Origin of the sequence: Komagataeibacter xylinus (genome assembly GCF_031081985.1) — a bacterium.
GTDB lineage: Bacteria > Pseudomonadota > Alphaproteobacteria > Acetobacterales > Acetobacteraceae > Komagataeibacter > Komagataeibacter xylinus_E.
In genome coordinates this window covers 1-24,512 of record NZ_JARWSK010000011.1, presented here as the reverse complement: position 1 = coordinate 24,512, position 24,512 = coordinate 1, and the positions used below count along the sequence as shown (strand labels likewise).

Sequence of the window (24,512 nt, the reverse complement as noted above, 5' to 3'; positions counted from 1 at the left end):
GATGCCTCTCCTTCCCTGCCCGGCAGCTAGTGCGCGACCGGCGTTGCCTCCTGCCAGCCCCCGCCCAGAACGCGGGCGAGCTGAATGGTGGCCTGCGTGCGCGAATCCTGATTGGACAGCACCGCCGCCTGCGCATCGAGCGCCTGCATGCGGGCCTGAAGCACATCGCCCAACGTGCGCTGCCCCCCGGCATACAGACCGGCCAGGTCATGCGCAACCTGCTCGGCCTGCCCCTGCGCGCGCGTCAGTTCCACGTCGCGGGCATCAAGGCCGAGGCGGTTTTCATACCCGTCCTCCACCTCGGCCAGTGCATGCAGCAGGCTCTTGTCATAACCCGCCACCGCCGCATCGAGCCGGGCACTGGCGGCATGAATGCGCGCCTGCACGCGGTTGGCGGTAAAGATGGGCAGGTAGGTGGTCAGCGCAATCAGCCCCCCCGTGCCCGACAGGCCGGGAATGCCATCAAAATGCAGCCGCCCGTCGCCGCCAAAGAATTCCAGCCCGAAGCGGGGCAGCAGGTCGGTCTTGGCGCTCTTGAGCCGGTTTAACGCCGCATCCACCTGATCACGCCGGGCGCGCACATCGGGCCTGCGCTCGAGCACGGTGTCAGGCATCTGGCCCACGGGGGCGGGCGGCACGAAATAGGCCGGGGGCGCGGCAGGCGCAGCCAGCCCCTCCGGCGTCTGGCCGGACAGCACGGCAAGCCTGCGGTGCATGAGATCAAGCCTTGCCACCAGAACGGGCCTGCGTGCCTTCATTTCCGAAAGTTTCTGGTCAATCAGCCGCACATCCGCCGCCGTGGCCTGCCCCGATACAAAACGCGCCTGCCCATACGCCCGCAACTGCCCCAGCGTGGCAATGCCCCGGTCGGTCAGGGCAATCTGGCGCTGCACGCCCTGGGCGCGCAGGTAACTGTCAGCGGCATCGGCAGCAATAACCATCTGCACACCGTGGAAATATTCTTCCTCCGCCTTTACGCCATCCTTCGCGGCCTTCGCATCGGCATGGCGGCCGCCAAACAGGTCCGGCTCCCACGAGGCGGTAATGCCCGCAAGGTGGCCATCCGTGCTGCGATTGGAGTCAGGCAGGCCATCGGCATCGCGCCAGTCAATGTCGCCGCCCATCATGCTGCCGGTGGCCCCCACGGTGGGGTAAAGTGCTGAGCGCACCACCGTATGCATGGCGCGTGCCTCAAGCACGCGGTCGCGCGCGATACGGATGTCAGGGCTTGCGGCCAGCGCGGTCTCGACCGCCTGCGTCAGCCCCGGGTCATGCCACGCCTCCCACCAGCGCGTAAGGTCGGTGGGGGCCTGCGCGCCCGCCATGCCTGCCTGCGTGAACTGCCGGGGCACCGTTACGTGGGAGGCGGGCGCATGCGTGCGGAAGGGCGAGCACCCCGCCACAAGCCCCACGGCCACCGCAACACTTCCCATGCGGGCGGCCCGCGCCAATCTGTTCCTCATCATTCCTGCCTTGCCAACATGGATCTGAAGCGCATGAGCGCGAATACAAGAAATACAATGCCCGTCACCGTCACGGTCAGCAGTGGCAGCGCGATCGCCCCCAGCCCCGCATCGCGGTACAGAATGGCCTGCGACAGGTTGACGAACTGCGTGGTGGGCAGGAAGCGCACCACCACCTGCATCACCTGCGGCATGCTTTCCACCGGGGTTGCCGCACCCGAGAGCAGGTAGGCCACCGCATAGACCGGCACCACCAGCAGCCCGAACTGCGGCATGGTAGGCGCAACCGTCGCCAGCATGATGCCCAGCGCCGTGGCCGAGAACAGGTACAGCAGCGAGCACGCGGCAAACAGCGTGACCGACCCCGCAATCGGCACGCCCAGCCACACATGCACCACCAGCCACAACGAGAGGATGGCGCCCACGAAGATGACCAGCCCGTTGGTCACGATCTTGGCCACCGCGATTTCGCTCGCACTCACGGGCATGACCAGCAGGTGCTCGAGCGTGCCGTGCTCGCGCTCGCGGATCACCGCCGCCCCCACCAGCACGATGGACAGGATGGTGATGTTGGTCACGATCTGCATGACCGAGGTGAACCACTTCGATTCACTATTGGGGTTGAAGCGGATGCGGCTCTGCACGGCAAAGGGCACCTGATCGATGGGTGAGGGCACATGCAGCATGTCATCCACCTCCCCCATCAGGATCTCGTTGAGGTATTCCGTGCCCAGCCCGGCCTGCGTCATGGCGGTGGCATCCACGCGCAACTGCACGGCGGGCGTGCGGCCCGCCAGCACATCGGACTGGAAATTGGGGGGAATATCCACCACGAAGATGTAGTCCCCCCTGTCCATGCCCGCGAGTGCTTCGGCACGGTCCACCATGACGGGTGGTTTGAAATAGGGCGGCTGCACCGCATCGCGCATGCGGCGCGACAGGGGGGAATTGTCCTCGTCGATGAAGGCGATGGTGGCGTTTGACACCTCCACCTTCACCCCGTTGGCCACCAGCAGCACGCCCGCGCTGAAGGCGAACACGATCAGCCCGAGCAACACCCGGTCATGCACCAGGCTGCGCAGTTCCTTGCCGCACAGCAGGCCAACATTGAGCAGCCAGCGCATCATCCGCTCAGGCTTCCTGTTTTTTCAGCAGCAGGCGGGCGGCCAGCATATAGCTTGCGCCAAACCCGCCCAGCGCCAGATACATCGGCCCGAAGCTCGCCACCCCCAGCCCCTTGGTAAAGCAGCCCAGGCTGATGAGCTGGTACCACGCGGCGGGGAAGCCCAGCCCCACGAGGCGGCTGATGCCCGTAAGCGTGGAAGCCGGATACAGCAGACCTGAAAAGTTGACCGCCGGGATGAGGCAGATGATGGACGTGCCGAAAATGGCCGCCACCTGCGAACTGACAAAGGTGGAAATGAGCAGCCCCAGCCCGGTGGCCGAGAGCACGAACAGCACGCCCCCCACGCTCAGCGCCAGCAGCGAGCCCTTGAGCGGCACCCCCATCACCACCACGGCCACGAGCACCAGCATGAAGTAGCTGATGGTGGCCAGCGCCACGTAGGGCGCCTGCTTGCCCATGAGGTACTGCCCCACTGAAGCAGGCGAGGCGTAAAGATTGACGATGGAGCCCACCTCCTTCTCGCGCACCACGCCAAGGGCGGTCAGCATGGTGGGGATGAGGATGAGGGCCAGCATGATCACGCCCGGCGTCATGGCGTAGATGCTGCGGAATTCCTGGTTGTAGGAAAAGCGCGGCTCCACGGTGATGGGAATGACCGCGCCCTGCGGCATCTCGCGGCCAAGCGTTGCGGCATAACCGGCCAGCACGCCGGTCACGTAGGCGCGCACATTGGCCGCGAGGAACGGCACCGCGCCATCAATGATCACCCCCACCTCCGGCCTGCGCCCGGCCTCAAGGTCACGCGCAAAGCCTGCGGGGATGTCGAGCGCAAGCTGCACCCTGCCATTGCGGATGTCGCGGTCAAGCGCATCGGCATCGGCCACGGGGGCGAGTTCATGGAAATAGGTGGAGCCACGGAAACTGTCGATCAGGTCGCGGCTGATGGTGGTGCGGTCATGGTCATCAACCGTAAAGCGCACGCCTTCCACATCGAACGAGATGCTCGAGGCCGCCACCACCAGCAGGATCAGCGGGCCGATCAGGGCAAAGGTCAGGCGCAGGCGATCGCGCAGCAGTTCCACCCCCTCGCGCCGGGCAAAGGCCCAGGCACGCGGCAGCCACGCGCCGCCCAGCGTGCCAAACCGCGCCGCCAGCCTGCCGCCCAGCGCGTGCCACCATGTGCGCGCCGCACTCTGGCGCGCGGGCGGGACCGCGTGTTCCTGCGCATCGGTCGCGGCCTCGGCATCCTGCAGGTACGCGATGAAGGCGGCTTCAAGGTTTGGGGCGCTGCGTTTTTTCACCAGTTCGGCGGGCGTGCCCACAGCCAGCACGTGGCCCCGGTGCATGAGCGAGATGCGGTCGCACCGCGCCGCCTCGTTCATGAAATGGGTCGAGACGAAAATCGTGACATGATCCTGCCGCGACAGGCGGATGAGGTGCCGCCAGAACATGTCACGCGCGGCGGGATCCACGCCGGAGGTGGGTTCATCGAGGATCAGGATTTCGGGGTTGTTGATGCACGCCGCCGCCAGTTGCAGGCGCTGGCGGATGCCAAGCGGCAGGGCGGCGGGGCTGACATCGGCGCAGGCCGTCAGTTCGAACGATTCGATGGCCTGCGCCACGCGCTGCGCCGCCTGCGCTGCCGGAATGCGGTAAAGACGGGCCTGCAGCATGAGGTTCTGCCGCACGGTCAGTTCCTCATAGAGCGAGAACGCCTGCGACATGTAGCCAATGCGCATGCGGGTCTGCATGTCGCCCGCCGTGATCTGTTCGCCAAACAGTTTGGCCGTGCCGCTGGTCGCGTCAAGCAGGCCGGTCAGCATCTTCATGGTGGTGGACTTGCCGCAGCCATTCGAGCCAAGGAAGCCGAAGATCTCGCCCCGGCTGATGGTGAAGCTCACATCGCTCACCGCCGTAAAGCTGCCAAAGCGGCGGGTCAGGTGCGCGGCCTCAATGGCGGGCGGGCCGCCGGGATTGGCATAGGGCGGAATGACGAAGCCGCTGGCCTCCTGCCGCTTGCCCTCGGGCAGGAGCGAAATATAGGCGTCCTCCAGCGATTTCGTATGCGTGCGTTCGAGCACCTTTTGCGTCTGGTCGCTGATCAGCACCTTGCCGTCATCCATGGCCACCAGCCAGGCAAACCGCTCGGCTTCCTCCATATACGCGGTGGAGACGATCACGCTCATGGTGGGGCGCTCGCGGCGGAGCTGGTCCACCAGTGTCCAGAACTGCTGGCGTGACAGCGGATCAACGCCCGTCGTGGGCTCATCGAGGATCAGCAGGTCCGGGTCATGCACCAGCGCGCAGCACAGGCTGACCTTCTGTTTCATGCCTCCCGAAAGATGGCCCGCCGCCCGGTCGGGGAACGGGGCGAGGCCCGTGGCATCAAGCAGGCGCTGGATGCGGGCATCGCGCTCGCGGGCATCCATGCCGAACAGGCGGGCGAAAAAATCGATGTTCTCCCACACCGACAGGGTGGGATACAGGTTGCGCCCCAGCCCCTGCGGCATGAAGGCGACACGCGGCAGGAACGCCTCGCGCGCGTGGCGGTCGCCTATATCGGCGCCCAGTACATCAAGCCTGCCCGACTGCAGCTTGCGCACGCCCGCAATCAGCCCGAGCAGGGTGGACTTGCCCACGCCATCAGGCCCCACAAGGCCGATGGTGGTGCCCGCAGGCAGGTCCAGCGTCACATCCGCCAGCGCCGTGACCGCGCCGTAGCGGTGTGTCACCCCGGCAATGCGGATACCCGGCGGGCTATGGGGCGCGGCCTCGCTCATTGCGGGGCATCGGCCACATCGAGGCTTGCGGGCCAGTGCGCGGCACGATCGGTGCGCACGTAGCCATCGCCCGTCATGCCTGCCTTGAGCACGCTGCCATAACGCGCCGCCGTTTCAGGGCTGACCCTCAGCTTGACGCGATAGACCAGCTTGTCGCGCTCGGTCGCGGTCTCGACATATTTAGGCGTGAACTGCGCCTCGGGCGAGACGAAGGAAATGGTGGCGGGAATGACCTGCTGGTGCAGCGCGTCAAGGGCAATGCGCGCCTGGTCGCCCACATGCAACTGGCCCGCCTGCTGGGCGGGGTAGAACACGGTCAGGTACATATCCGCCGGGTTGAGGAGCGACGCCACGCGACCGCCGCCGGGCAGCACGGCGCCTTTCTCCACGATGCGGTATTCGATCCGACCTGCCACGGGGGCGCGGATGGTCATGTCATCCTCGGCCGACTGGGCCTGCGCCACCTGCGCCACGGCGGCATCCGCCACGGCCTGCGCCGCCTCGACCGCGCGCCCGGCGGCCTCGGCCGCTGCGGTGGCGGTGTCGAGATTGGTCTGGTGCTGGGTCACTTCCATGTCAGAGACAAGGTGCTGGCGGAACATGGTCTGCGCGTGGTCCATGTCGTGCTGCGCCAGATGCAGGGTTGCCTGCCGTGCATCGTGCTCGGCCTGCGCGCGGGCCACGTCGGCCTGGGCTGCGCGCTGATGGGCGCGGGCGGCGTCAAGGCTGGCGCGGGCACTGATGTCATCCTCGCGCGCCAGCACCTGATCGGCGGCAACGACATCACCTTCATTGAAATCGAGTTCGGTCACGCGGCCGGGATATTTGACCGCCACGTCAATGCGGGCGAGTTCCAGGCGCCCGTTGGCACGCGCCAGCCCCGGCGGTAGCGCGCCCTGGTGCTGCACCACGTACCACCCCACGCCACACCCCGCCGCCACCACGACAAGGGCCGCGCCAATCGCCGCATCGCGCCACTTCATGCCACAGGCCCCATGCTGCCGGGAAAGCACGGGCCGGTCGCAACGGGGTGGAGCAATACGATCATGGAGGGAACCCTTAAAGCCAATGCTGAAACACCAGAACCCGATCTTCTATACAACCGGGCCGCACAATGAACTGATGTACATCATTTCAGGGTGCGTTATCACCACAGGGGGCGCCCTCGCTCTCACGCAGCACGCCCTCCGCCTGCCGCAGCACCACGGCCAGCACGTCCATCATGGCCTGCGCCTGCCCTGCCCCCACGCCACCGAGCACGCGGGCCTCCATGCCCGCGCAGGTCTGGTGCAGGGCTGCGCATTTGCGCGTGCCGCGCGCGGTCAGGTGCAGGGTCTTGGCGCGGCGGTCAGCGGGGTCGGGGCGGCGCTCGACCAGCCCTTCCTCTTCCAGCAGGTCGAGCACGCGCACGAGGGCCGAACTGTCGGTGTTCATGGCATGGGCGAGCGCGCGCTGGCTGACACCATCGGGCAGCATCATGAGGTAGGCCAGCGGGCGCATCATCGCCATGCTCATGCCATCAGGCCGCAGGGCGCGGTCGAGCACCAGCCGCCAGGTATTGGCCAGCCGCATGGTGAGAAAGGTCATTCGCATGTCCTGAAAACCCGTGCCCTCGATATCGGGCAGTGGCGAGCGGTCGGTCATGAGCATTTCCTGTGCTGGTTGGTCAGGCCCCGGCCACGGCGCCTGCCGCGCGATAGCACGCGGGCGGCGCGGAATCATGACCGTTTATGGAGATGGCTGCCCGGCGGCAGAACCGGTAGCATCAATATAATTGACATGACACTAATTGTCATACAATAAATTCCGGCTTCGTGCGCCTTTCCCTTCCCACCGCCGGGTTTATCAGGTAGCCCCTACGCCGCCGCCGGGAGTTTTTCGCCCAATGTTGTCCAGCCTGAAGCGCATTTTCTCCGATGATGCCCAATGGGCCGCCACCCGCACCACGGCGGCGTTCAGCGCGCGCGCACTGCTTTCGGTGGGCATTGCGCTGTTCCTGGCCTTCTCGTTCCAGCTCCAGTCCCCCATGAGTTCGGTCACCACGGTCATGATCGTGGCCAACCCCACGGTGGGGGCGCTGGTTTCCAAAAGCGTGTGGCGCATCATCGGCACCATCATCGGGGCCACGATCAGCGTGGGGCTGATGGCGGTGTTCGTGCAGTCGCCGGTGCTGTATTTCATGGGGCTGTCGGTGGTGGTGGGGCTGGCGTGCATGGCCGCCACCTTCCTGCGGCTGTTCCGGGCCTATGCTGCGGTGCTGACGGGCTACACCATCGTCATCATTTCCGCCCCCGCGTTTGACAACCCCGATGGCATCTTCCTCTCCGCCATGTCGCGCCTTGCCGCCGTGGTGGTGGGCATTGTCACCACGGCGGCGGTGTTCATGGTCACCTCGCCACGCCGGTCGGACACGCTGTTCACCCAGATCCACGCCCTGTTCCGTGACACGGTCAGCTACATCCTGGCCTTCCACCAGGGCTACAGCAACGTGCCCGCGCAGAACCCCGATGCCCTGCCCGGCAGCACGTTCCGCGCGCTGCCGACCACGTTTCATGACAGCCGCGCCACCATGCTCACCCGCATCGCCCGCCTGTCGGACGCGGTGGAATACGCAGCCGCCGACAATTACGACATCAGCGTGCGCCAGCGCGAGATCAGGGCCGGGCTTGCGCGGCTTTCGGGCATCGTGGCCTCGTACCACCCGCACACCATCACCCCCGCCGATACCGAGCAGGACCGCACCGTGCATGGCGAGATCGAGGCCATGCTGCACACCCTGCTCGACCTGACGGAAAACCAGACGCTCGAAGCGGTATGGACGCAGGGCTGCGCGCGCATCCAGCACGCGCGGACCATCATGATCGATGAGGCGCGCGCGACCCATTCGCCCCGCTCGCTGCTGTTCCTTGATGACATCCAGGACCTGCTCGGCCAGATCGACACGGCGCTGCAGGATCTCTCGCGCCGGGGCAGTGCCGGGCGCAGGCTGCGGCTGCAGCCCTATCTGGAATGGCCCACCGCGCTGCGCAACGCCGCCCGCGGGTCACTGACCACGCTGCTGACCACGCTGATCTGGTACGTGCTGCACTGGACGGCGGGGCCGACCATGATGCTGTACGTGGTGGCGGCGGCGAGCCTGCTCTCCACCCTGCCCTCCGCCTCGCGGGCTGCGGGGATGATGGCGGCGGGCACGGCGCTGGGCATACCGGCGGGGCTGTTGTGCCACATCTTCCTGCTGCCACAGATCGATGGCTACCCGCTGCTGTGGCTCTCGCTGTGCATCATGCTGCTGCCGGGCGTGTGGTTGCAGTTCCACCCCAAATTCGGCGTGGGCGGCTTTGGTTACGGCGTGTTCGCCACCGTGATGCTACAGGTCAACAACCCGATCCATTATTATAACGACATCAGCCTGTTCAATGGCTGGATGGCGCTGTTCATGGGCTGCATCATGCTGGTGCTGTCCTTCCGCGTGATTTTGCCGCCCAACCACCGGCTTGATGCCGCCCGCCTGGTCATGTCGCTTACACGCAGCCTGCGCAGGCTGGCACTGTCGGGCCGCAGGCAGGGCAAGGAATGGCTGGTATGGGAGAACCTGCAACTGCAGAAGGTCACCCGCCTGGCCATGCGGCTGTCATTTTTCGCCCGGCCCGCCAGCATGCATGAATATATTGATGCGGCACTGGCAACGCTTTCGCTCGGGCGGCTGATCGAGCGCATCCGCACCATTGCGGGCAGCCCCGACATTATGGGTGCGCAGCAGGCGGCGATTTATGATGCGCTGGGCACCTTTAGCGAACTGACGCACAACCCGCTGCTCACGGCGGCCAGCCTGCGGCGGGCGGCGACCATACTCTGCCCGCCCGATGCCCTGACCCTGCGCCCCGCAGCCCAGGTCGAGGCCATGGCCTGCCTTGAGCAGGCGGCGCGGATCATAGAGGATATACCCGGTTTTCTGGACCAGCGCGGCCCGCTGCAATGGGCGGAGGACTATCCCGCCGCCCACAGGCCGCCGCTGGCCGCCGTCAGGACGGAAGTCGGCTGAGCACCGAGAACGACACCGCATCCATGACCGTGGTGTCGACTTCATCGCCGGGCTTGAGAGTTTTCAGGAAGTCCTGCATCGCCTTCTGGCGCACCAGCACCACGCGGGTGATGTCATCGGGATCGACAAACACGACCTGGTTGCGCGTGGTGTCCACGCCGGTCACCTTCACGCGCTCGCGCTTGAAGGACACCATCATGCCATGCGGGTGCGGGCCGGTGCGGGTGCCAGCGGCGTTCTCCGTCGATTCCGGCAGCGGCGCGCCCGGCGGCGCAATGGCGGCATCGATGGTGCGGACAATGCGCAGGCCGATCTTGTCACCGGGGTTGAGCACCGGCAGCTTGGCGCGCAGGTCGGGGTCGACGCGCACGGTGTCGAGGTTGCCCGCCTTGTCGCGCAGCAGGATCATGCCCGCCTCGTGGTCCACGCTCTCGACCGTGGCGGTCGCCGTCTGGTTGCCCACGATGACCGGGGCCTGCGCCATGGCGGGCATTGCGGCAGCGCACGCGCCCGCAACCACGCCGGCCAGCGCCAGCGCCACGCGGCGCGATGCAAACAGCTTCACGTTCATATGTGTCGTTCTTCCCTAAATCTCTTGACGGATGTCAGTCCGGGCGGGCGTAAACGCGCCCGTGCCAACGCCCTTATCCCATAACGCACAGGGGCGGTCACGTATCCTACGATGTATGGCTGTACCGGCACAATCGCGCCCCCAACACCTGCGCCCAGCGCATTACCCCCTTCCGCCATGCGGGGCTGCGGGAAGCAGGCGCATGGTGTAAGCCTGCCGCATTGCCAGGCACACAAGTCAGGAACCCGACATGACCGACCAGACCCCGCCCGACGCCTTTGCACAGGGCAAGGCAGCCGCCACCAAGGGCGAGCCGCTGATCGAAAACCCGTTCGATGAAACCCTGCCCGCCTATGAGGACTGGAACAAAGGCTGGTGGAGCGTGCGCGAGAACGATGGCGACTTCGACCCGTTTGCCGAGAAATAGGCCCAAAGCCACAATGGCGTGACATCAGCCAGACGTGAGGGCGTGCCTGTTGTGGCAGGCCCCTGCGCATGGAATGAAGGACGCTGACGGTTCGTTGAAACAGCGACTGTTCTCAGAAAAAGAAGGCGGCATCGGCGACGGTGCCGCCTTTTTTGCGGCCCCTGATGCAGTGAGAAGTTTTGGGTGAAGCTTTTTTCAACAAGCTTCGAAAAAAGACGGCGCCCGAAAACTTTTCGTCCTGCCGTATTTCACGACCGTGCCGACATGCTGCCCGGCGCAGCAGGCTGGGTCTGGGCGGCAGGCGGCTGGCCAACCTTCGCACACACCCGGAAGGCCAGCAGCGCCCCTGCCAGCGTGAGGAAGGCCGGGATCCACATGTCATGCCCCACATGGGTGAACTCAAGGCCCAGCGCCAGCGCGGTGAGCGGCATGGCCATGAACGTGCCCAGAAAGGCGATGCCACCGAGCAGCGCCACCGTGCCCACATCCACCATGGGCAGGCAGGCATTCCACCCCCCCGCCAGCACGGTGGCCAGCAGCGCGCCCATGGTCAGGCTGGGCGTGAGCAGCCCGCCCGCGGCCCCGGCCCGCAACGCCCCCATGATGACCAATATCTTGAGCACCAGCACGGTGGCGGCCAGCTGCGTGCCCAGTTGTGCCGACAGCGCAAGCTGCATGGGCCCGCGCCCGTTGCCCGGCAGTTGCGGGTAGAAGCATGACAGCACGCCCAGCAACGGAAACACCACAAGGCACCACGCAATGCGCGCCCCACCCCGCGCCGCCCGGTTCTGCACCACGGCCATCAGCCGTTTGGCCAGTTGCGCGCCCACGCCAATGACCGGCCCCGCGCACAGCGCCCACAGCACCACGGGGGCCGTGACCGCCATCGGCCCGATGTCATACTGGTGCAGGTTGCCCAGCACCGCCCACGGCACGAATGCCCCGATGGCGGACGCGCCCACCGCGCACAGCACCGCGCGCTGCCCCACCGTGCCGAGCAGCACTTCGAGGATGAACAGCGCCCCACCCAGCGGCACGTTATAGACGGCGGAAAGCCCGGCCCCCGCGCCACAGGCGATGATGATGCGCCGGTCATCAGGCGCAAGCCCCAGCACGCGACCGGTGCCGGTGGCCAGCACCGCGCCGAGTTCACGCGGGGCAACCTCGCGGCCAAGCGGCGAGCCAAGGGCCACCGTCACGATCTGGAGCAGCACATGCACCGTGGTGGACAGCGCGGGCATGGGCTTGCCCAGTCCCGTCTTGCCCACGGCCGCCGCAATGCTGACCAGCGGCCTGCCAAAACGCCCCAGCGCCCACCAGCCCACGCCCGCCACCACGCCAGCAGCGCACAGGGCCGCCACCCGGCGCCACGCTGGCGCGGCACTTACGCCCTGCACGAAGGTATGCGGCCCACCGGGCTGGCCATAGCCATAGGCTGCATGCTGGATCATGTGCAGCAGCACGGACAGCACCGTGCCCCCCACACCCGACAGGAAACCGGTGGCAATGACCGCCATGGCCATGACCGGCCATGCGGTGGGCGCGCCACGGGGCGCTTGGGCGGGAGCAGGTTGGGTCATGATGGCATGGGATATGCCGGATAAGCCGGGGCGCGCCAAGCCGGTTTAACACGCGCGCAGGGCGGGATCATGCGCGCTGGCATGCTGCGCTGGCCTATTGCCACGGATTGGCCCAAGGTATTGACGGCCCTGCACAACCGCCCGTGTGCCACAGGTCAGAAATGGCGAACACGCCACACCGATAATGGCAACACCTACCCCCTGCACAACGATGCTGAAAGGCGCTAGCAACTCCACATTGCTTTGCGATATGGTTGCGTGTACGGAACAGTAGCCATAGCAGGTGGTGTTTCAGGGGCACGCCAGGAAGGGGACGAGATGAAATTCGTTATTGCCATCATCAAGCCGTTCAAGCTCGATGAGGTACGCGAAGGGTTGCATTCCATCGGGGTCGATGCCCTGACCGCAACCGAGGTGAAGGGATATGGCCGCCAGAAAGGCCAGACCGAAATCTATCGCGGTGCCGAATACAACATCCAGTTCCTGCCCAAGATCAAGCTCGAAATCGCGGTGCCCGACGCGCAGTGCGACAAGGTGGTGGAAGTCATCCAGTCCGCGTCATGCACGGGCAAGATCGGTGATGGCAAGATTTTCGTTCTCGACCTGCAGCAAGCCATACGGATCAGGACACAGGAAACCGGAGAAAACGCGCTGTGATCACGAAGATTGGCAAAAGCGCCCGCCATGCCGGGCTGGCGGCGGCAGCTTTTGGCGCGTCGATGGCCAGCATGCCCGCCATGGCGGCCGATGCCCCCCCCGCCATCGACACGGGCGATACCGCCTGGATGCTGGTCAGCACCGCGCTCGTGCTGATGATGACCATCCCCGGCCTTGCGCTGTTCTATGCAGGCATGGTGCGCAAGAAGAACGTGCTCGCCACCCTCATGCAGTCCTTTGCCATCTGCTGCATCATGACCGTGGTGTGGATGGTGCTGGGCTACAGCCTGACCTTTACATCGGGCAACGCCTTCATTGGCGGGCTGTCGCGCGTCATGCTCAACGGGCTGGGCGCGGGCATCAGCAAGGGCAGTGACGTGGCCTTCACCATGGCCGCAGGCACGTCGGCCGCCACGACCATGACCATTCCCGAAAGTGTCTGGATGACCTTCCAGATGACCTTCGCCATCATCACGCCCGCGCTGATTACCGGCGCGTTTGCCGAACGCATGAAGTTCAGCGCGCTGTGCGTGTTCACCATCATCTGGTCGCTGATCGTGTACGTGCCCGTGGCCCACTGGGTGTGGGGTCCGGATGGCTGGGTGGCCGCCAAGATCGGCGCGATCGACTTCGCCGGTGGCACGGTGGTGCATATCAACGCAGGTATCGCAGGCCTTGTGGCAGCCCTGGTGATGGGCCGGCGCAAGGGCTATGGGGAGGACGATCTCTCTCCCTATAACCTGACCTATGCCATCATTGGCGCATCCCTGCTGTGGGTGGGCTGGTTCGGCTTCAACGCAGGCTCCGCAGGCGGGGCCAACGGGCGCGCGGGCATGGCTATGGCCACCACCCAGATTGCCGCCGCCGCCGCTGGCGTGTCGTGGATGTGCGCCGAATGGATCAAGACCGGCAAGCCGACCGTGCTGGGCATCATCTCGGGTGCCGTGGGTGGCCTGGTGGCCATTACGCCCGCAGCGGGCTTCGTGCTGCCCGGCGGGGCGCTGATGATCGGGCTGATTGCTGGCGTGGTCTGCTTCTGGGGCGCCACGGGGCTCAAGCACATGATGGGCTATGACGACAGCCTCGATGCCTTTGGCGTGCATGGCATTGGCGGCATTGTGGGCGCGCTGCTGACCGGCGTGTTCGCCTATGGTCCGCTTTCAGCCACCGATGCCAGCCCCGAGGGCGTGAGCGGGTCGTTCCACCAGTTCATCGCCCAGGCGGAATCGGTCGGCATTACCGTGATGTGGTGCGCGGTGCTGACCTTCATCCTGCTCAAGGCCATTGACCTGACCATCGGCCTGCGCGTGAGCCGCGATGAGGAAATGGAAGGCCTGGACATGAGCCTGCATGGCGAGCGGATCAATTCCTGACCTGACTGCCTGCATGCAACATGACGGAAAAGGGCGGCCTTGCGGGGCCGCCCTTTTTTTCTGGCCCCTGCGCACGGCCAGTGCCCCAAACCGGTTTTCAGGTCCCGCCCGCAAGGATCACGTCACGCACCATGGCGCAGCGGGAACCTGGGGGAAAACCACCAGCTTCCTCATCACGCAACAGGCCTGCCAGACGTGCATCCTGTGCAGCAGGCGGGAGCAGCCGGAAACCTGCCCGCGCATAAAAGGGCCCGTTCCATCCAACAGTGCGGAATGTGGTCAGTGTGATGCGGGCAAGACCCGGCAGGCGTGCAGCACCCTCATGGGCGGCCGCCAGCAGGCTCCGCCCCAGCCCCCTGCCCTGCGCCGGATGTGCGACCGATATTTCAAGCACATGCAGGTCAGCGCCATATTGCCGCGCGCTTAAGAAACCAACGGGCTGATCCCGACCATCCACTGCAACCCAGCACAGGCCGTGGGCAATGCAGCCTGCATGCACGGCAGGTGGCAACCCGTCAGCCTGTGCCAGCCAGGCCAGTGCGGGCACGGCCAGAAAGGCTTTTGCGGCAGAGCGCTCGATAGCGGGCAGGAGACCTGCCTCTTCAGGCCGGGCCGGGCGGATGGAAAAGGTCATGGCAACTGCCCCTCGATCATGATGCGCCGCCCCTGCAGTAAATGGCAGGGCGTTTCAGGGCTGCGCCACGCCTCTGGCCTGCGCGGCCCAGGCCAGTATGCGCGCCCGGTCCTGCGGGCTGAAGAGACGCCATGGATAACAAAAGGACATCCGTTTTCCCTGCTTTACCTCCAAAAAGCGCGGAGTCGAGATGATGCGCACGACCGTCCACGGGGTAAAAAACCTTACGGTGTCCTGGTCCATGTCCAGCAACCTGATGCCCTGCGCATCAATCCGCACCCTTGACATGGGCTGTGCCTTGATCTGACGCAGGTAGTTTACAAACAGGAATACAATACTGAGAACGACACTACCCGCATTGATGCAGAGGGTCTGTGGATCAAGGCCAAGGAGCAGGCGCACCCTGTCAATCATGTCCGTTGCACCGGACAGAATTGCCCTGCGATCCGTTAGCGAGAACATTAAAACCAAATGCAGCATGAGCATCAGCCCCAAAGTCATGAGCGCGGCATAGGGAACAAGTTTTAAAAAGATAGAAAACCGCTCCCCCCTGGTGAACGACAGGGGAACGGTCACTTCATCCTCTTCCGCATCCAACCGTGCCGGGAGAGCCGTGGTGCCGGTAGGGGAGCATGCGGCAACCGGGGCCGCCTTATGCATGCGCACCATCTGGACGAGCGCCTTCGCCCGGGACACGTCCTGCCGGGCGAAACTGTTCCAGGTGATGACAAGCCGCCTGCTCCGGCCCCGCATGCGCAGGACCAGAAGGCGTCGTGTCGGACGTATTATCCTGAAATCATCCCATGCAATGTCGGTATATAATCCATTGGCATCCCGGGCTGAAATGCTCTTGGCAGAGAGGACGTAGGTCGTACCACGCCGGACATTGCGCCGACAGTACACAACAAGACACCGCCAGAACCACCCCGAGGCGACAAGAACAGTAAACGTCAGCGCTGCAGGCTGGAGGGCGCCAAGGGCAATCAGTTCCATCACCACCCCCCATTCCCTCTGGCCTACGGCATGATCGAAAGGAGGATAATCATGCGTCTGCAAACTGATGGACCAGAACAGGCCCAGCAATATTCCATTTGCCAGCAGCTGTTTCCAGCCCAGCAGGATTTCGGCCAGTACATCGAGCGGAGTTGTCCTGAGCCTGCCCGTGATGGGCTGCAAACCGGTTCCGGCCTGCGGTTCGGTTGTGGCATCATCCGTTACGGGGCCGGGCGGAGGCGCATCATCGTGCATGACGGCTTACACCCCTGCCTGCAGCCTGCATGGCAGGCGGAACGGGAAATGGAAAAGAGCGGTTCCGAAACCCAAAATACTGCAATCAATATTCAACAAAAAATTCCCGGTCTTTAAAAATGAAACAGAAGATTCATTTTTATATCAAATACCTGAACCGGGAAAGGTAAATGGATTTCGCCTCATTGTTTCAGGCAACAGATCTGACCCTGCCTGCGCGCATGAGCGTTTTTTCAACCGTGTTTAAAGGAATGCCGCCTTTTTGAATAAAGGCGACACTCAAAACTTTTATTTTCTATCAGAAGTTCTGTGAAATACCGGTCAGGATCGTGCGCCGCAGCCCGTATTGCGGGGCGCCCACGCCAATGCCCGTGCCACTGCGCAGCATGTAGGGGTGGTCGAACAGGTTGGTCACGTCCAGCCGGAACTGCGTGGTGCGCAGGAAGCGCGAGTGGAACAGATCGCGGAAGGACTGCACCAGCGCCAGGTTGAACGTGGCGTATTGCGGGATCACGCCGCCATTAGGCACGGTGTCGGTATCCTGCCGCAGGCCGCTGCCATAGACCATGGTGGCCGAGAGCAGCGTGGGATGCCCGGTACGGTGGAAAAAAGTGTAAGACCCACCGGCCGAGGCAGTCCAGCGCTGGTCATGGTCAAGATGCACCCAGTGCTGGCTGATATAGGCGAGGTCACCGGGGTCAAAATTGAACTGCGCGCTGGTAATGTCCTTGCCGATGGCGCGCGACCACGCAAAGTTGCCGTAAAGCGAAAGCGGCCCGCGGTCGTAGGAGGTCGAGACCTCATAGCCATTCACCTGCCCGCGCCGGTAGTTGAAGCCTGACAGGATGATGGGCGCGCCGAACTGTCCCTCGTCAATCAGGTTATGGGCCAGCTTGTAATAGGCATCGAACGACACGTGCCAGCCGGGCAGGATGACCTGATCGATCCCGGCGTCAAAGTAATGGTCGCGCTCGGCCTTGACGGTGTCGCTACCGGTGCCGGCTGCGGCACCCGAAGTATTCGCAAACTGCTGCAGGTCGGCACCGCCCACCACCTCGAACGGCGGGGGCGTGAAGTAGCGGGAGTAGCCTGCATGCAGCGTTGCCCCCTTCCACGCACGCCACACCACGTTGATGCGCGGGCTGAGCTGGTGCTCGTTGGTGTATTCGCCCACGCCATCAAAGCGCAGGCCGTAATTGACCGTGACATTGCGCAGCGGCCGCCATTCATCCTGCACGTACAGGCCATAGACATCGCCCGTGCGGCCATTGCCGGTGTGGATGGACTGGAGCGCGCCCGTGTCGCTGTTCTGCACCAGTGAATCGGCCTTGGTGATGTTACGCTCGGCAAAGACCTGAAAGCCGAAGCGCACGGTATGGTCGGGCCGCACGCGCCAGGTCACGTCGCTCTGGGTGCCGGTTGACATGACCGAGCGCTCGGCATGCTGGCTTATGCCCATATAGGCCAGGTCGCCCAGATTGGGGTCGGGGCTGTAGCCAAGGCTGCTGTAGCGCGAGAACACCGATGTCTGGAGCGAGAACGCCCCGATTTCCTTTTGCAGCGACAGGATGCCGAAATCGGTGATCTGCTTCTGGCGTTCATTGAGGTTGGACGCGCTTGGCGAACCCGGCACCGACACGCACGGCGAATCATCACCCGCGCAGGGGAAGGTCTGGCCACCAATATTGGGCAACTGGTACTCGGCGTTCGACACACCCGCAATCAGGCTGAGCCGCGTGTTCTCATCAACCGTGTAGCGCACATGACCAAGGAAATGGTACTGGTTGCTCAGGTCATGCGGCGCGTTGAACGAGGGCGTGGTGTTCTCGATGCCCACCCGGTCATGCACGTAATCGGCGGTGAAAAAGTAATCCCACTTGCCATGCTGCCCCCCATACTGCGCGGAGGGGAAGAAGTAGTCACGCGCGCCACCATAGATGGACACGTTGCCACCCTTGTTGGTCGCGCCGTTCTTGGTGGTGATGTCGACTACCGCAGCCTGAAGGAAGCCGTACTGCACCGGCAAGGCGCCGGTGGAGAGCGACAGGTTATCGGCAAAGCGGGTCATGAGCGTCTGGCCGAACACGTTCATGCCTTCGGGCAACTGCACGCCATCAAGGCGGAACTGCACCTCGTTATGGTCGCCGCGCACATGGATCTGGCCGTAGCTGTCCTGCGCCACACCGGGGGCCTGCAGCAGCACGCTGTTCAGCCCGGTATTGTCGCCACCGGGGATGGTCTCGATCGCCTTGCGGCTGAACGCATGCACCGTCGCCCCCGTTGAGGGCTGCAACTGCACGCGCGCGCGGTCGAGGCGCGCGGTGACGGTCATGGTCTCGGGCGCGGAGGAGGCGCGGTCGAGCGCCTGCGCCTGCTCGGTGGTGGCGTGCGGGTCATCGGGCGTTGTGGCGGTGGCGGTGGCGGGCACGCCCTGCGCGAAGGCAGTGGTAACGGGGGTCAGCGCGGTTATGGCCGCCAGCATGGCACGGGAAAGGGGACGGGGAAAAAACCATAGGCGCGTCATGGCGGAAAGGCTCGCATCCGGTGAGGTGGTTTCGGGAGGCGCAGCTTTATTTGGTACAATATAACATAACAACATGAAAAAGCGGTGGCCCTCGCCGGGCGTGCCTGATGTTGTATTTATGCAACATAATGCTTTGGCCAGGGGGACGCATTGCATGACCGCTTCTGCCCAAACGGAAGGCAGCCTCTGTTGCGTCACCTGCTGGTGGGTTATGATGGTTCGCGATCCTGCCTTAATGCGATATTGTTAAAATATATCATCAATACATGTTTCATTTTTACTGAAAATTGCAGGGACTTTTCAGACAAATCATTGTGCAGAATGCTTCAGGAAACGCCTGTTTTTTGGGAAAAAGGCAGAACCCAAAAATTTTTGTTTATTTTTATCTTTGACCTAAGGACTCCAGCATGGCCGATACCCCGCTCCCCCCTGACCGCGAGACCCTGACGCAATCGCTACAGGCCACCGGCCTGCCCGCTGCCATCGTGGCCCATCTTGCCGCACAGACACGGCCTGCCGTGCTCATGCCCACCACGGCGGGGGATGAGCACGCCATACCCGCAGGAGCCTCGAAGCTCGGCGGCCGCCCCGACCTGCCGCAGGGCATGGCCTGGCCCCTGCGCCCGCCCTACCCCGATGCCGACAGGCGGGCACAATACTACAACCGCAAGGCAGATGACCTGCTGGCCAACCCGCCCTCATGGGCACGCACCAAGGGCGTCGAATGGTTCAGCAACGAACACCGGGCCAAGGCGCGGGCAGTGGCGACGGATTTCCCACTGGCTTTCTTTGGTCAGTTCAATCTGGCCGAACTGGCGCAGGCACCGGGTTTTGACCCGATTTTTCCCACCGAGGGCCGCCTGCTGGTATTCTATGATTACTGGATAGAGCCGGAAGAATTCACTCACGAAGCCGCCGTGGGGTGGCGCGTGATATGGGATCCCTCGCCCGTGGCTGAACTGGTGCGCGCGCCGGTGCCGCAAGCCCTGCAGGCGATCTCGAACGATGAGTGGAGTTGCATCTTTCCCCCCGCCCCCGTGACCACGCCGCGCTCCGTCATCACGCCCATGCCGTTCAATGACAAGGGATGGGATGCCTTCCCTTTGGATGATAATGCAGAATTCGCGGTCTATGACGACTGGTTCTGCGCCTTCGGCACACCTGATGAGGGGAAGCGTGACAACCACCAGTTTGGCGGCTTTCCGCAACCCTTGCAGAATGGCCTTCAGGCCCGCAGCCAGCTTGCCGCCAACGGCCTGAACTGCGGGGGCAACGTATGGCACACGGCCCAGGCCAAGGCGCTGCTTGAATCCGCAGCACAGTGGCGGCTTGTCGTACAGATCGGGGCGGACCCGCATGCGCGGTTTGCCGATGTCGGAGCCTATTACGTGATGATGCGCGAGGCCGATATCGTGGCCCGCCGGTTTGACCAGGCGCGTGTGGTCTATCAGTGCGGGTAAAGGCGAAAAGACAGAGCCTGATCCCTGCGTGGGCAGGGCAGAGAGTGCTGCATCAATAAAAGGAAGTACAGATGCACATTCTTTTTGAAATGTTTTATGATGCGCACTGGCACGCGGCGACACGGTAATATTCTGCTGGCCGTAGCACCGCCTTCATGGCGGTCGCGCATTGGAGGGTTCCCGTAGCAGGCCCTCCCCGCGTGCCGCCAATCTGCTTCGTTGATTATTGTGTTGAGGCAGATATTTACCCCTGCCGCGCCCTGCCTGTGTGGGGAACATGACCGGCAGACATATCGTCATAGCCGCAATGGTATCGGGTATGGCCTGTATGAAAGCCATATCGCCCGATATGGAAAAACTTCCTCTTTCCCGCCAGGCATATGAAGCGCGTGCCGGAGACAACGGTGATATTCTCCCTGCCGAAGGACGTCCCGTTCAGGGACGGACCGAATGGGGTTCTGCGGGAGGCCCCACCGGCATGCGTCATTATGTGCCTGACAGCACATCATACCGATAACCTATGGTTCATCCCTGCGTGTGCGGGGAACACTTCATGGAACCAAAGGATCATCGTCAGGGTTCGCACCCCAGCGCAGGCAGGCAACGCCGGGGGCGGTTTTTTCAAACAGCTTTGCCAGAATGCGCCCTCAGCCCTGCATCACCAACGGCGGCAGGCGCGGGCCTTCGCGCAGATAGGCGTTGAGAAAGGTGTGTACTGCCGAGCGGGCAATGAAGTCGATATGCGCCTGATCGGTGCTGACCGGCAGTTGCAGCCGCGAACGCGCGGTAATGCGCGTCTGGCACAGGGCGTAGAACTGCTCGGCGGCAAAAACCGGGTCGGGAATGTTCAACACGCCGGAATCATTATGCTGCATCAGCCACGCCGAGAGGATGTTGATGGCCTTCTGCGGACCATGCTTCCAGAACGTCTCGGCCAGTTCGGGAAAATTGCCCGCCTCGGAAATGATGATGCGATTGAGCATGAGCGACAGCGGCGAGGTCAGCAGCCGGATCATGGCCACGGCCAGATGCTCGAGCGATTCCGTCAGGTTCGCCCCTTCATCAATGCGGCTGAACAGGAGCGGCATCTTCTCGCACGCGCACTGCTCCACAAAGGCGGAGAACAGCGTGGCCTTGCTGTCGAAGTAATTATAAAGCGTACCCTTCGACACCCCGGCATCGCGCGCGATGCCCGACATGCTGGCCCCCTCGTAGCCGTTCTGGGCAAAGACACGCGCGGCACCGGCGAGGATCTGCTGGCGCTTGGCGGCGGAGGCACCCGGGGGCACACTCTCGCCCGCCTGCATTTTGCCTGAATGGCCTGGCGTGGTGCCCATTGAAATCATCCTGCTCCCGCGGTTGGCGCGTACTTTCGATTGACCCCGTGAGGAAAGCCGATAGGCTAGGGGACTGACCGAACTGATCGGTCATTCATGCCATGGTTTGAAAACCATGCCAAGAATGCAGAATTTACATCAGCCGTTTCAGGTACAACAGGGGGGCCATGTTGGTGGGTAGGGGAATTTCATGGCGCACGGCCGTGGTCGGGTTGTCGGTCATGACCGCCGGGTGTGCGGTTGGCCCGAATTTCCATAAGCCCAAGCCATGGGTTCCCAACCAGTATGGCGGCCCGGACCGCATCGCGGCCGCAACCGACAAAAACGGCAAACCTGCCAATGTGGCCAGCCAGACCACGCCTGATGACCCCGATACCGCCTGGTGGGCCCTGTTCAATGATGCCGAGCTGACCAGACTCGAACAGCGCGTGGCCACCGACAACCTTGATGTGCGCGCCTACGCCTACCGCATGGCCCAGAGCCGGGCGGAACTGCGCATTGCCGGTGCCGAGCGCTACCCTGCCATGTCGGCCACCGGCTCCTACGCCCGCCAGCAGTACAGCACCAAGATGCTGCAGCGCATCGTGACCGATGTCGAGAGCGAACACCCGGAACTCGGCCAGGTGGCGGGCACGCCGGGCAAGGCCAAGATCCCGCTGTTCAACCAGTGGCGCGACAGCGTGGACGCCACATGGGAACTCGACCTGTGGGGCCGCGTGCGGCGTGAATACGAAGCCGCGGCCGCAAGTTCGCAGGCAGTCAACGAATCCCGCCGTGGCATGCTCATCTCGCGCCAGTCGGAAGTGGCGCGCGACTACATGGAGCTGCGCAACACGCAGCAGCAGCTACGCATCGTGCTGGAAAACCGCGATGTGGCGCAATCCATGCTGGACCTGAACCAGCAGCGCTACACCAAGGGACTGGCCAGCAACCTCGAGGTGGAGCAGGCGCGTGCGCAGTACGAGAACACGCTGGCCCAGATCCCGCAGCTTGAGCAGCAGCTGGCCATGCAGGTCAATGCGCTGAGCCTGCTCATGGGTGCGCCGCCACGCGCACTGTCCGATGAGCTGCTCACCGCCTCCGCCATTCCGCCCGTGCCGCCGCGCGTGCCAGTCGGCGTGCCCTCCGAACTGGCCCGCCGCCGCCCCGATATCCGCCGCGCGGAGGCCAACCTGCACGCCGCCACCGCCCAGGTGGGCGAGGCCGTGGCCGAGTTCTATCCGCGCGTAACCATCAATGCAGGCTTCGGCTTCGAATCCCTCTCCTTCCGTGACCTTGGCTTCTGGAACGCCAAGGCGTGGAATGTCGGCCCCTCCATCACGCTGCCCCTGTTCCAGGGCGGGCGCCTGCGCGGCCAGCTTGAACTGCGCAAGGCCGCCCAGAAGGAAGCCGCCATCAACTACCAGAAAACCGTGCTTGGCGCCTGGCATGACGTGGATAACGCGCTCACCGCCTACACCGATGAACAGCGCCGCCATGACAGCCTCGAACAGCGCATGCAGGCCAGCCACCACGCGCTGGAACTGGCGCAGAACCAGTACCGTAACGGCATGGTGACCTACCTCAACGTGCTCGACGCCCAGCGCCAGTATCTCGGCGCCGAGTCCGACCTCACCACCAGCACCGCCACCATATCGGGCAATCTGGTGCGGCTGTACAACGCGCTTGGCGGCGGGTGGGAGACGACCTACCCCGACACGCCACGCCACAAGCAGGCCACCGCCACGACCCGCCCCGCAGCCACGGGTGGCACGCCTGCCACCACCGCTCCTTCCACCACGCCGGGCCAGCCTGCCTGATGGCCTGCGTTAAAAGCTTGGCGCGCGGCCGCCTTGCTAGTATAAGCCGCCCCGTTCCCGACTGGCAGGCCAGTAACTGCCACACGGAAGCATGGCGCAGGGACCTGTTCGTATGATTACATTGCCCCCCGACTATCGCCCCTCGGATGATGAGGAATTCATGAATCCGCAGCAGGTGGAATATTTCCGCCTCAAGTTGCTGAAATGGCGGGCGGACCTTCTCAAGGAAGCGGATGAAACGCTGGCCAGCCTGTCGGAAGGCGGCATCCATGAAGCCGACATTACCGACCGCGCCAGCGTCGAGACCGACCGCGCGCTCGAACTGCGCACCCGTGACCGCGCACGCAAGCTGATCTCCAAGATCAACCAGGCCCTGCTGCGCGTTGAAGCGGGCACCTACGGCTTTTGCGAGGAAACCGGCGAGCCGATCGGGCTCAAGCGCCTCGAGGCCCGCCCCATCGCCACCCTGTCGATCGAGGCGCAGGAGCGCCACGAACGCATGGAACGCATCCACCGCGACGACTGACCCCTTCCCTGCCCGGCTGGAATGCCCCAATTTGCCAAAAGGCGATAAAAGGGGGTTGCCAGCCGGTGCAGGAAAAGTTAGGAAGCCCGCATACCGTGCTGCTGTAGCTCAGTGGTAGAGCACTCCCTTGGTAAGGGAGAGGTCGACAGTTCAATCCTGTCCAGCAGCACCATTTTTTTCCTAGATTCTTGGACGCGATATATACGTGTTGTCTGGTTCACGTGGACCAGAAAATGTCCAAGGTAGGGATATGGCTCTTACAGCCAGTCTAGGTTGCGTTTGCCTAGATCCATGCGCTCATATCGACAGTATTCATCAAACACGTGGCGACTATCTCATATAGCATACCTGCCATGATGATATTATATAACACGGGTATGCCTTAGCATATGGAGTGTTACCTTCATGAAGGCCAGCATTTGCGATTCGCTTGGTGAGCAAAAAAATATACGGAATGTTTGCATCACTGATTAGTGGGCCACTCACAAAGAAAAATGTTATGGTCAGCCTTGCCGGAATCGTTCTATCCAGGCGCAAAGATCCGATACCTTTTGAACTACAGTCGATAGCAGATAAGCTGCCTAACTTACGGTAGTCAGACGACACACTTCCAAGGATATACAAAGTTTGCGTTAGCCGGACCGGCCCCTGTCTGGGATACACAAACTGTGCATTAGCCGGACCAGCCCCTGTCTGGGATACACAAACTGTGCATTAGCCGGACCAGCCCCTGTCTGAAGACACAAACTTTGCATTAGCCGGACCGGCCCCTGTCTGAAGACACAAAGTTTGCATTAGCCAGACCGACCCCTGTCTGGGATACACAAACTTTGCGTTAGCCGGACCAGCCCCTGTCTGGGATACACAAACTTTGCATTAGCCGGACCGGCCCCTGTCTGAAGACACAAACTTTGCATTAGCCAGACCGACCCCTGTCTGGGATACACAAAGTTTGCGTTAGCCGG

General features: G+C 63.5%; 19 protein-coding genes and 1 tRNA gene. 9 read left to right on the top strand and 11 right to left on the bottom strand.

Going from position 1 to position 24,512, the window contains the following annotated elements:
• Positions 1–26 precede the first annotated feature (26 nt).
• The 5 genes from QEG70_RS16450 to QEG70_RS16430 form a co-directional block, all read right to left on the bottom strand.
• Complete coding sequence (locus QEG70_RS16450) at positions 27–1,463, bottom strand: TolC family protein (RefSeq protein ID WP_308721631.1); 1,437 nt, start codon at positions 1,461–1,463, stop codon at positions 27–29.
• Entirely contained in the window at positions 1,463–2,590 is a 1,128-nt protein-coding gene (locus QEG70_RS16445) for an ABC transporter permease (protein ID WP_308721605.1), read from the bottom strand. Before QEG70_RS16445 ends, QEG70_RS16450 begins: the two co-directional genes overlap by 1 nt.
• A 4-nt stretch (positions 2,591–2,594) precedes the next feature.
• Complete coding sequence (rbbA, locus tag QEG70_RS16440; protein ID WP_308721604.1) at positions 2,595–5,369, bottom strand: ribosome-associated ATPase/putative transporter RbbA; 2,775 nt, start codon at positions 5,367–5,369, stop codon at positions 2,595–2,597.
• Positions 5,366–6,352: an HlyD family secretion protein gene (locus QEG70_RS16435; protein WP_308721603.1), complete on the bottom strand. Its 987-nt coding sequence runs from the start codon at positions 6,350–6,352 to the stop codon at positions 5,366–5,368. The genes rbbA and QEG70_RS16435 overlap by 4 nt, the downstream gene beginning before the upstream one ends.
• 151 nt (positions 6,353–6,503) lie before the next feature.
• Positions 6,504–7,013: a MarR family winged helix-turn-helix transcriptional regulator gene (locus tag QEG70_RS16430; protein WP_374762623.1), complete on the bottom strand. Its 510-nt coding sequence runs from the start codon at positions 7,011–7,013 to the stop codon at positions 6,504–6,506.
• A 241-nt stretch (positions 7,014–7,254) separates the two neighbouring features.
• Between QEG70_RS16430 and QEG70_RS16425 the strand changes: the two genes are divergently transcribed.
• Positions 7,255–9,411 (top strand): FUSC family protein, encoded by a 2,157-nt coding sequence (locus tag QEG70_RS16425; RefSeq protein WP_308721602.1) that lies wholly within the window; start codon positions 7,255–7,257, stop codon positions 9,409–9,411.
• On the opposite strand, the gene QEG70_RS16420 is transcribed toward QEG70_RS16425, so the two are convergent.
• Positions 9,392–9,982 carry a preprotein translocase subunit YajC gene (locus QEG70_RS16420; protein ID WP_308721601.1) on the bottom strand — a complete coding sequence of 197 codons (591 nt, stop codon included), beginning with the start codon at positions 9,980–9,982 and terminating at the stop codon, positions 9,392–9,394. The genes QEG70_RS16425 and QEG70_RS16420 overlap by 20 nt on opposite strands.
• Positions 9,983–10,232: 250 nt before the next feature.
• Here QEG70_RS16420 and QEG70_RS16415 point away from each other — a divergent pair, with 250 nt between their 5' ends.
• On the top strand, positions 10,233–10,409 hold the full coding sequence (locus tag QEG70_RS16415) for a hypothetical protein (RefSeq protein ID WP_167370183.1): 177 nt from the start codon (positions 10,233–10,235) through the stop codon (positions 10,407–10,409).
• 248 nt (positions 10,410–10,657) lie between these two features.
• Here the strand turns inward: QEG70_RS16415 and QEG70_RS16410 are convergent, their stop codons facing one another.
• Positions 10,658–11,932, bottom strand: a complete 1,275-nt coding sequence (locus tag QEG70_RS16410) for a chloride channel protein (RefSeq protein WP_308721629.1) — start codon at positions 11,930–11,932, stop codon at positions 10,658–10,660.
• Positions 11,933–12,307: 375 nt separating this feature from the next.
• Between QEG70_RS16410 and QEG70_RS16405 the strand changes: the two genes are divergently transcribed.
• Both QEG70_RS16405 and QEG70_RS16400 read left to right on the top strand, forming a co-directional pair.
• Positions 12,308–12,646: a P-II family nitrogen regulator gene (locus tag QEG70_RS16405; RefSeq protein ID WP_061273594.1), complete on the top strand. Its 339-nt coding sequence runs from the start codon at positions 12,308–12,310 to the stop codon at positions 12,644–12,646.
• Positions 12,643–14,019, top strand: coding sequence for an ammonium transporter (locus QEG70_RS16400; RefSeq protein WP_308721600.1), 1,377 nt, complete (start codon positions 12,643–12,645; stop codon positions 14,017–14,019). Before QEG70_RS16405 ends, QEG70_RS16400 begins: the two co-directional genes overlap by 4 nt.
• A gap of 97 nt (positions 14,020–14,116) precedes the next feature.
• Here QEG70_RS16400 and QEG70_RS16395 read toward each other — a convergent pair whose 3' ends face one another.
• Both QEG70_RS16395 and QEG70_RS16390 read right to left on the bottom strand, forming a co-directional pair.
• On the bottom strand, positions 14,117–14,653 hold the full coding sequence (locus QEG70_RS16395) for a GNAT family N-acetyltransferase (protein ID WP_308721599.1): 537 nt from the start codon (positions 14,651–14,653) through the stop codon (positions 14,117–14,119).
• Between the two features lie 54 nt (positions 14,654–14,707).
• Positions 14,708–15,901 (bottom strand): hypothetical protein, encoded by a 1,194-nt coding sequence (locus QEG70_RS16390; protein ID WP_308721598.1) that lies wholly within the window; start codon positions 15,899–15,901, stop codon positions 14,708–14,710.
• Between QEG70_RS16390 and QEG70_RS16385 the strand changes: the two genes are divergently transcribed.
• Complete coding sequence (locus QEG70_RS16385) at positions 15,900–16,148, top strand: hypothetical protein (protein ID WP_308721597.1); 249 nt, start codon at positions 15,900–15,902, stop codon at positions 16,146–16,148. The genes QEG70_RS16390 and QEG70_RS16385 overlap by 2 nt on opposite strands.
• A gap of 51 nt (positions 16,149–16,199) precedes the next feature.
• Here QEG70_RS16385 and QEG70_RS16380 read toward each other — a convergent pair whose 3' ends face one another.
• Positions 16,200–18,425 carry a TonB-dependent receptor gene (locus tag QEG70_RS16380; RefSeq protein WP_308721596.1) on the bottom strand — a complete coding sequence of 742 codons (2,226 nt, stop codon included), beginning with the start codon at positions 18,423–18,425 and terminating at the stop codon, positions 16,200–16,202.
• Between the two features lie 407 nt (positions 18,426–18,832).
• Between QEG70_RS16380 and QEG70_RS16375 the strand changes: the two genes are divergently transcribed.
• Positions 18,833–19,885 carry a DUF1963 domain-containing protein gene (locus QEG70_RS16375; protein ID WP_308721595.1) on the top strand — a complete coding sequence of 351 codons (1,053 nt, stop codon included), beginning with the start codon at positions 18,833–18,835 and terminating at the stop codon, positions 19,883–19,885.
• Positions 19,886–20,532: 647 nt separating this feature from the next.
• On the opposite strand, the gene QEG70_RS16370 is transcribed toward QEG70_RS16375, so the two are convergent.
• Complete coding sequence (locus QEG70_RS16370; protein WP_308721594.1) at positions 20,533–21,222, bottom strand: TetR/AcrR family transcriptional regulator; 690 nt, start codon at positions 21,220–21,222, stop codon at positions 20,533–20,535.
• Positions 21,223–21,443: 221 nt separating this feature from the next.
• On the opposite strand from QEG70_RS16370, the gene QEG70_RS16365 reads away from it, so the two are divergent.
• The 3 genes from QEG70_RS16365 (at position 21,444) to QEG70_RS16355 (ending at position 23,719) form a co-directional block, all read left to right on the top strand.
• Entirely contained in the window at positions 21,444–23,021 is a 1,578-nt protein-coding gene (locus QEG70_RS16365; RefSeq protein WP_308721593.1) for an efflux transporter outer membrane subunit, read from the top strand.
• 112 nt (positions 23,022–23,133) lie between these two features.
• Positions 23,134–23,547 (top strand): RNA polymerase-binding protein DksA, encoded by a 414-nt coding sequence (gene dksA, locus QEG70_RS16360; RefSeq protein ID WP_061273614.1) that lies wholly within the window; start codon positions 23,134–23,136, stop codon positions 23,545–23,547.
• Positions 23,548–23,644: 97 nt separating this feature from the next.
• Positions 23,645–23,719, top strand: a tRNA-Thr gene (locus QEG70_RS16355).
• Positions 23,720–24,512: the final 793 nt, after the last annotated feature.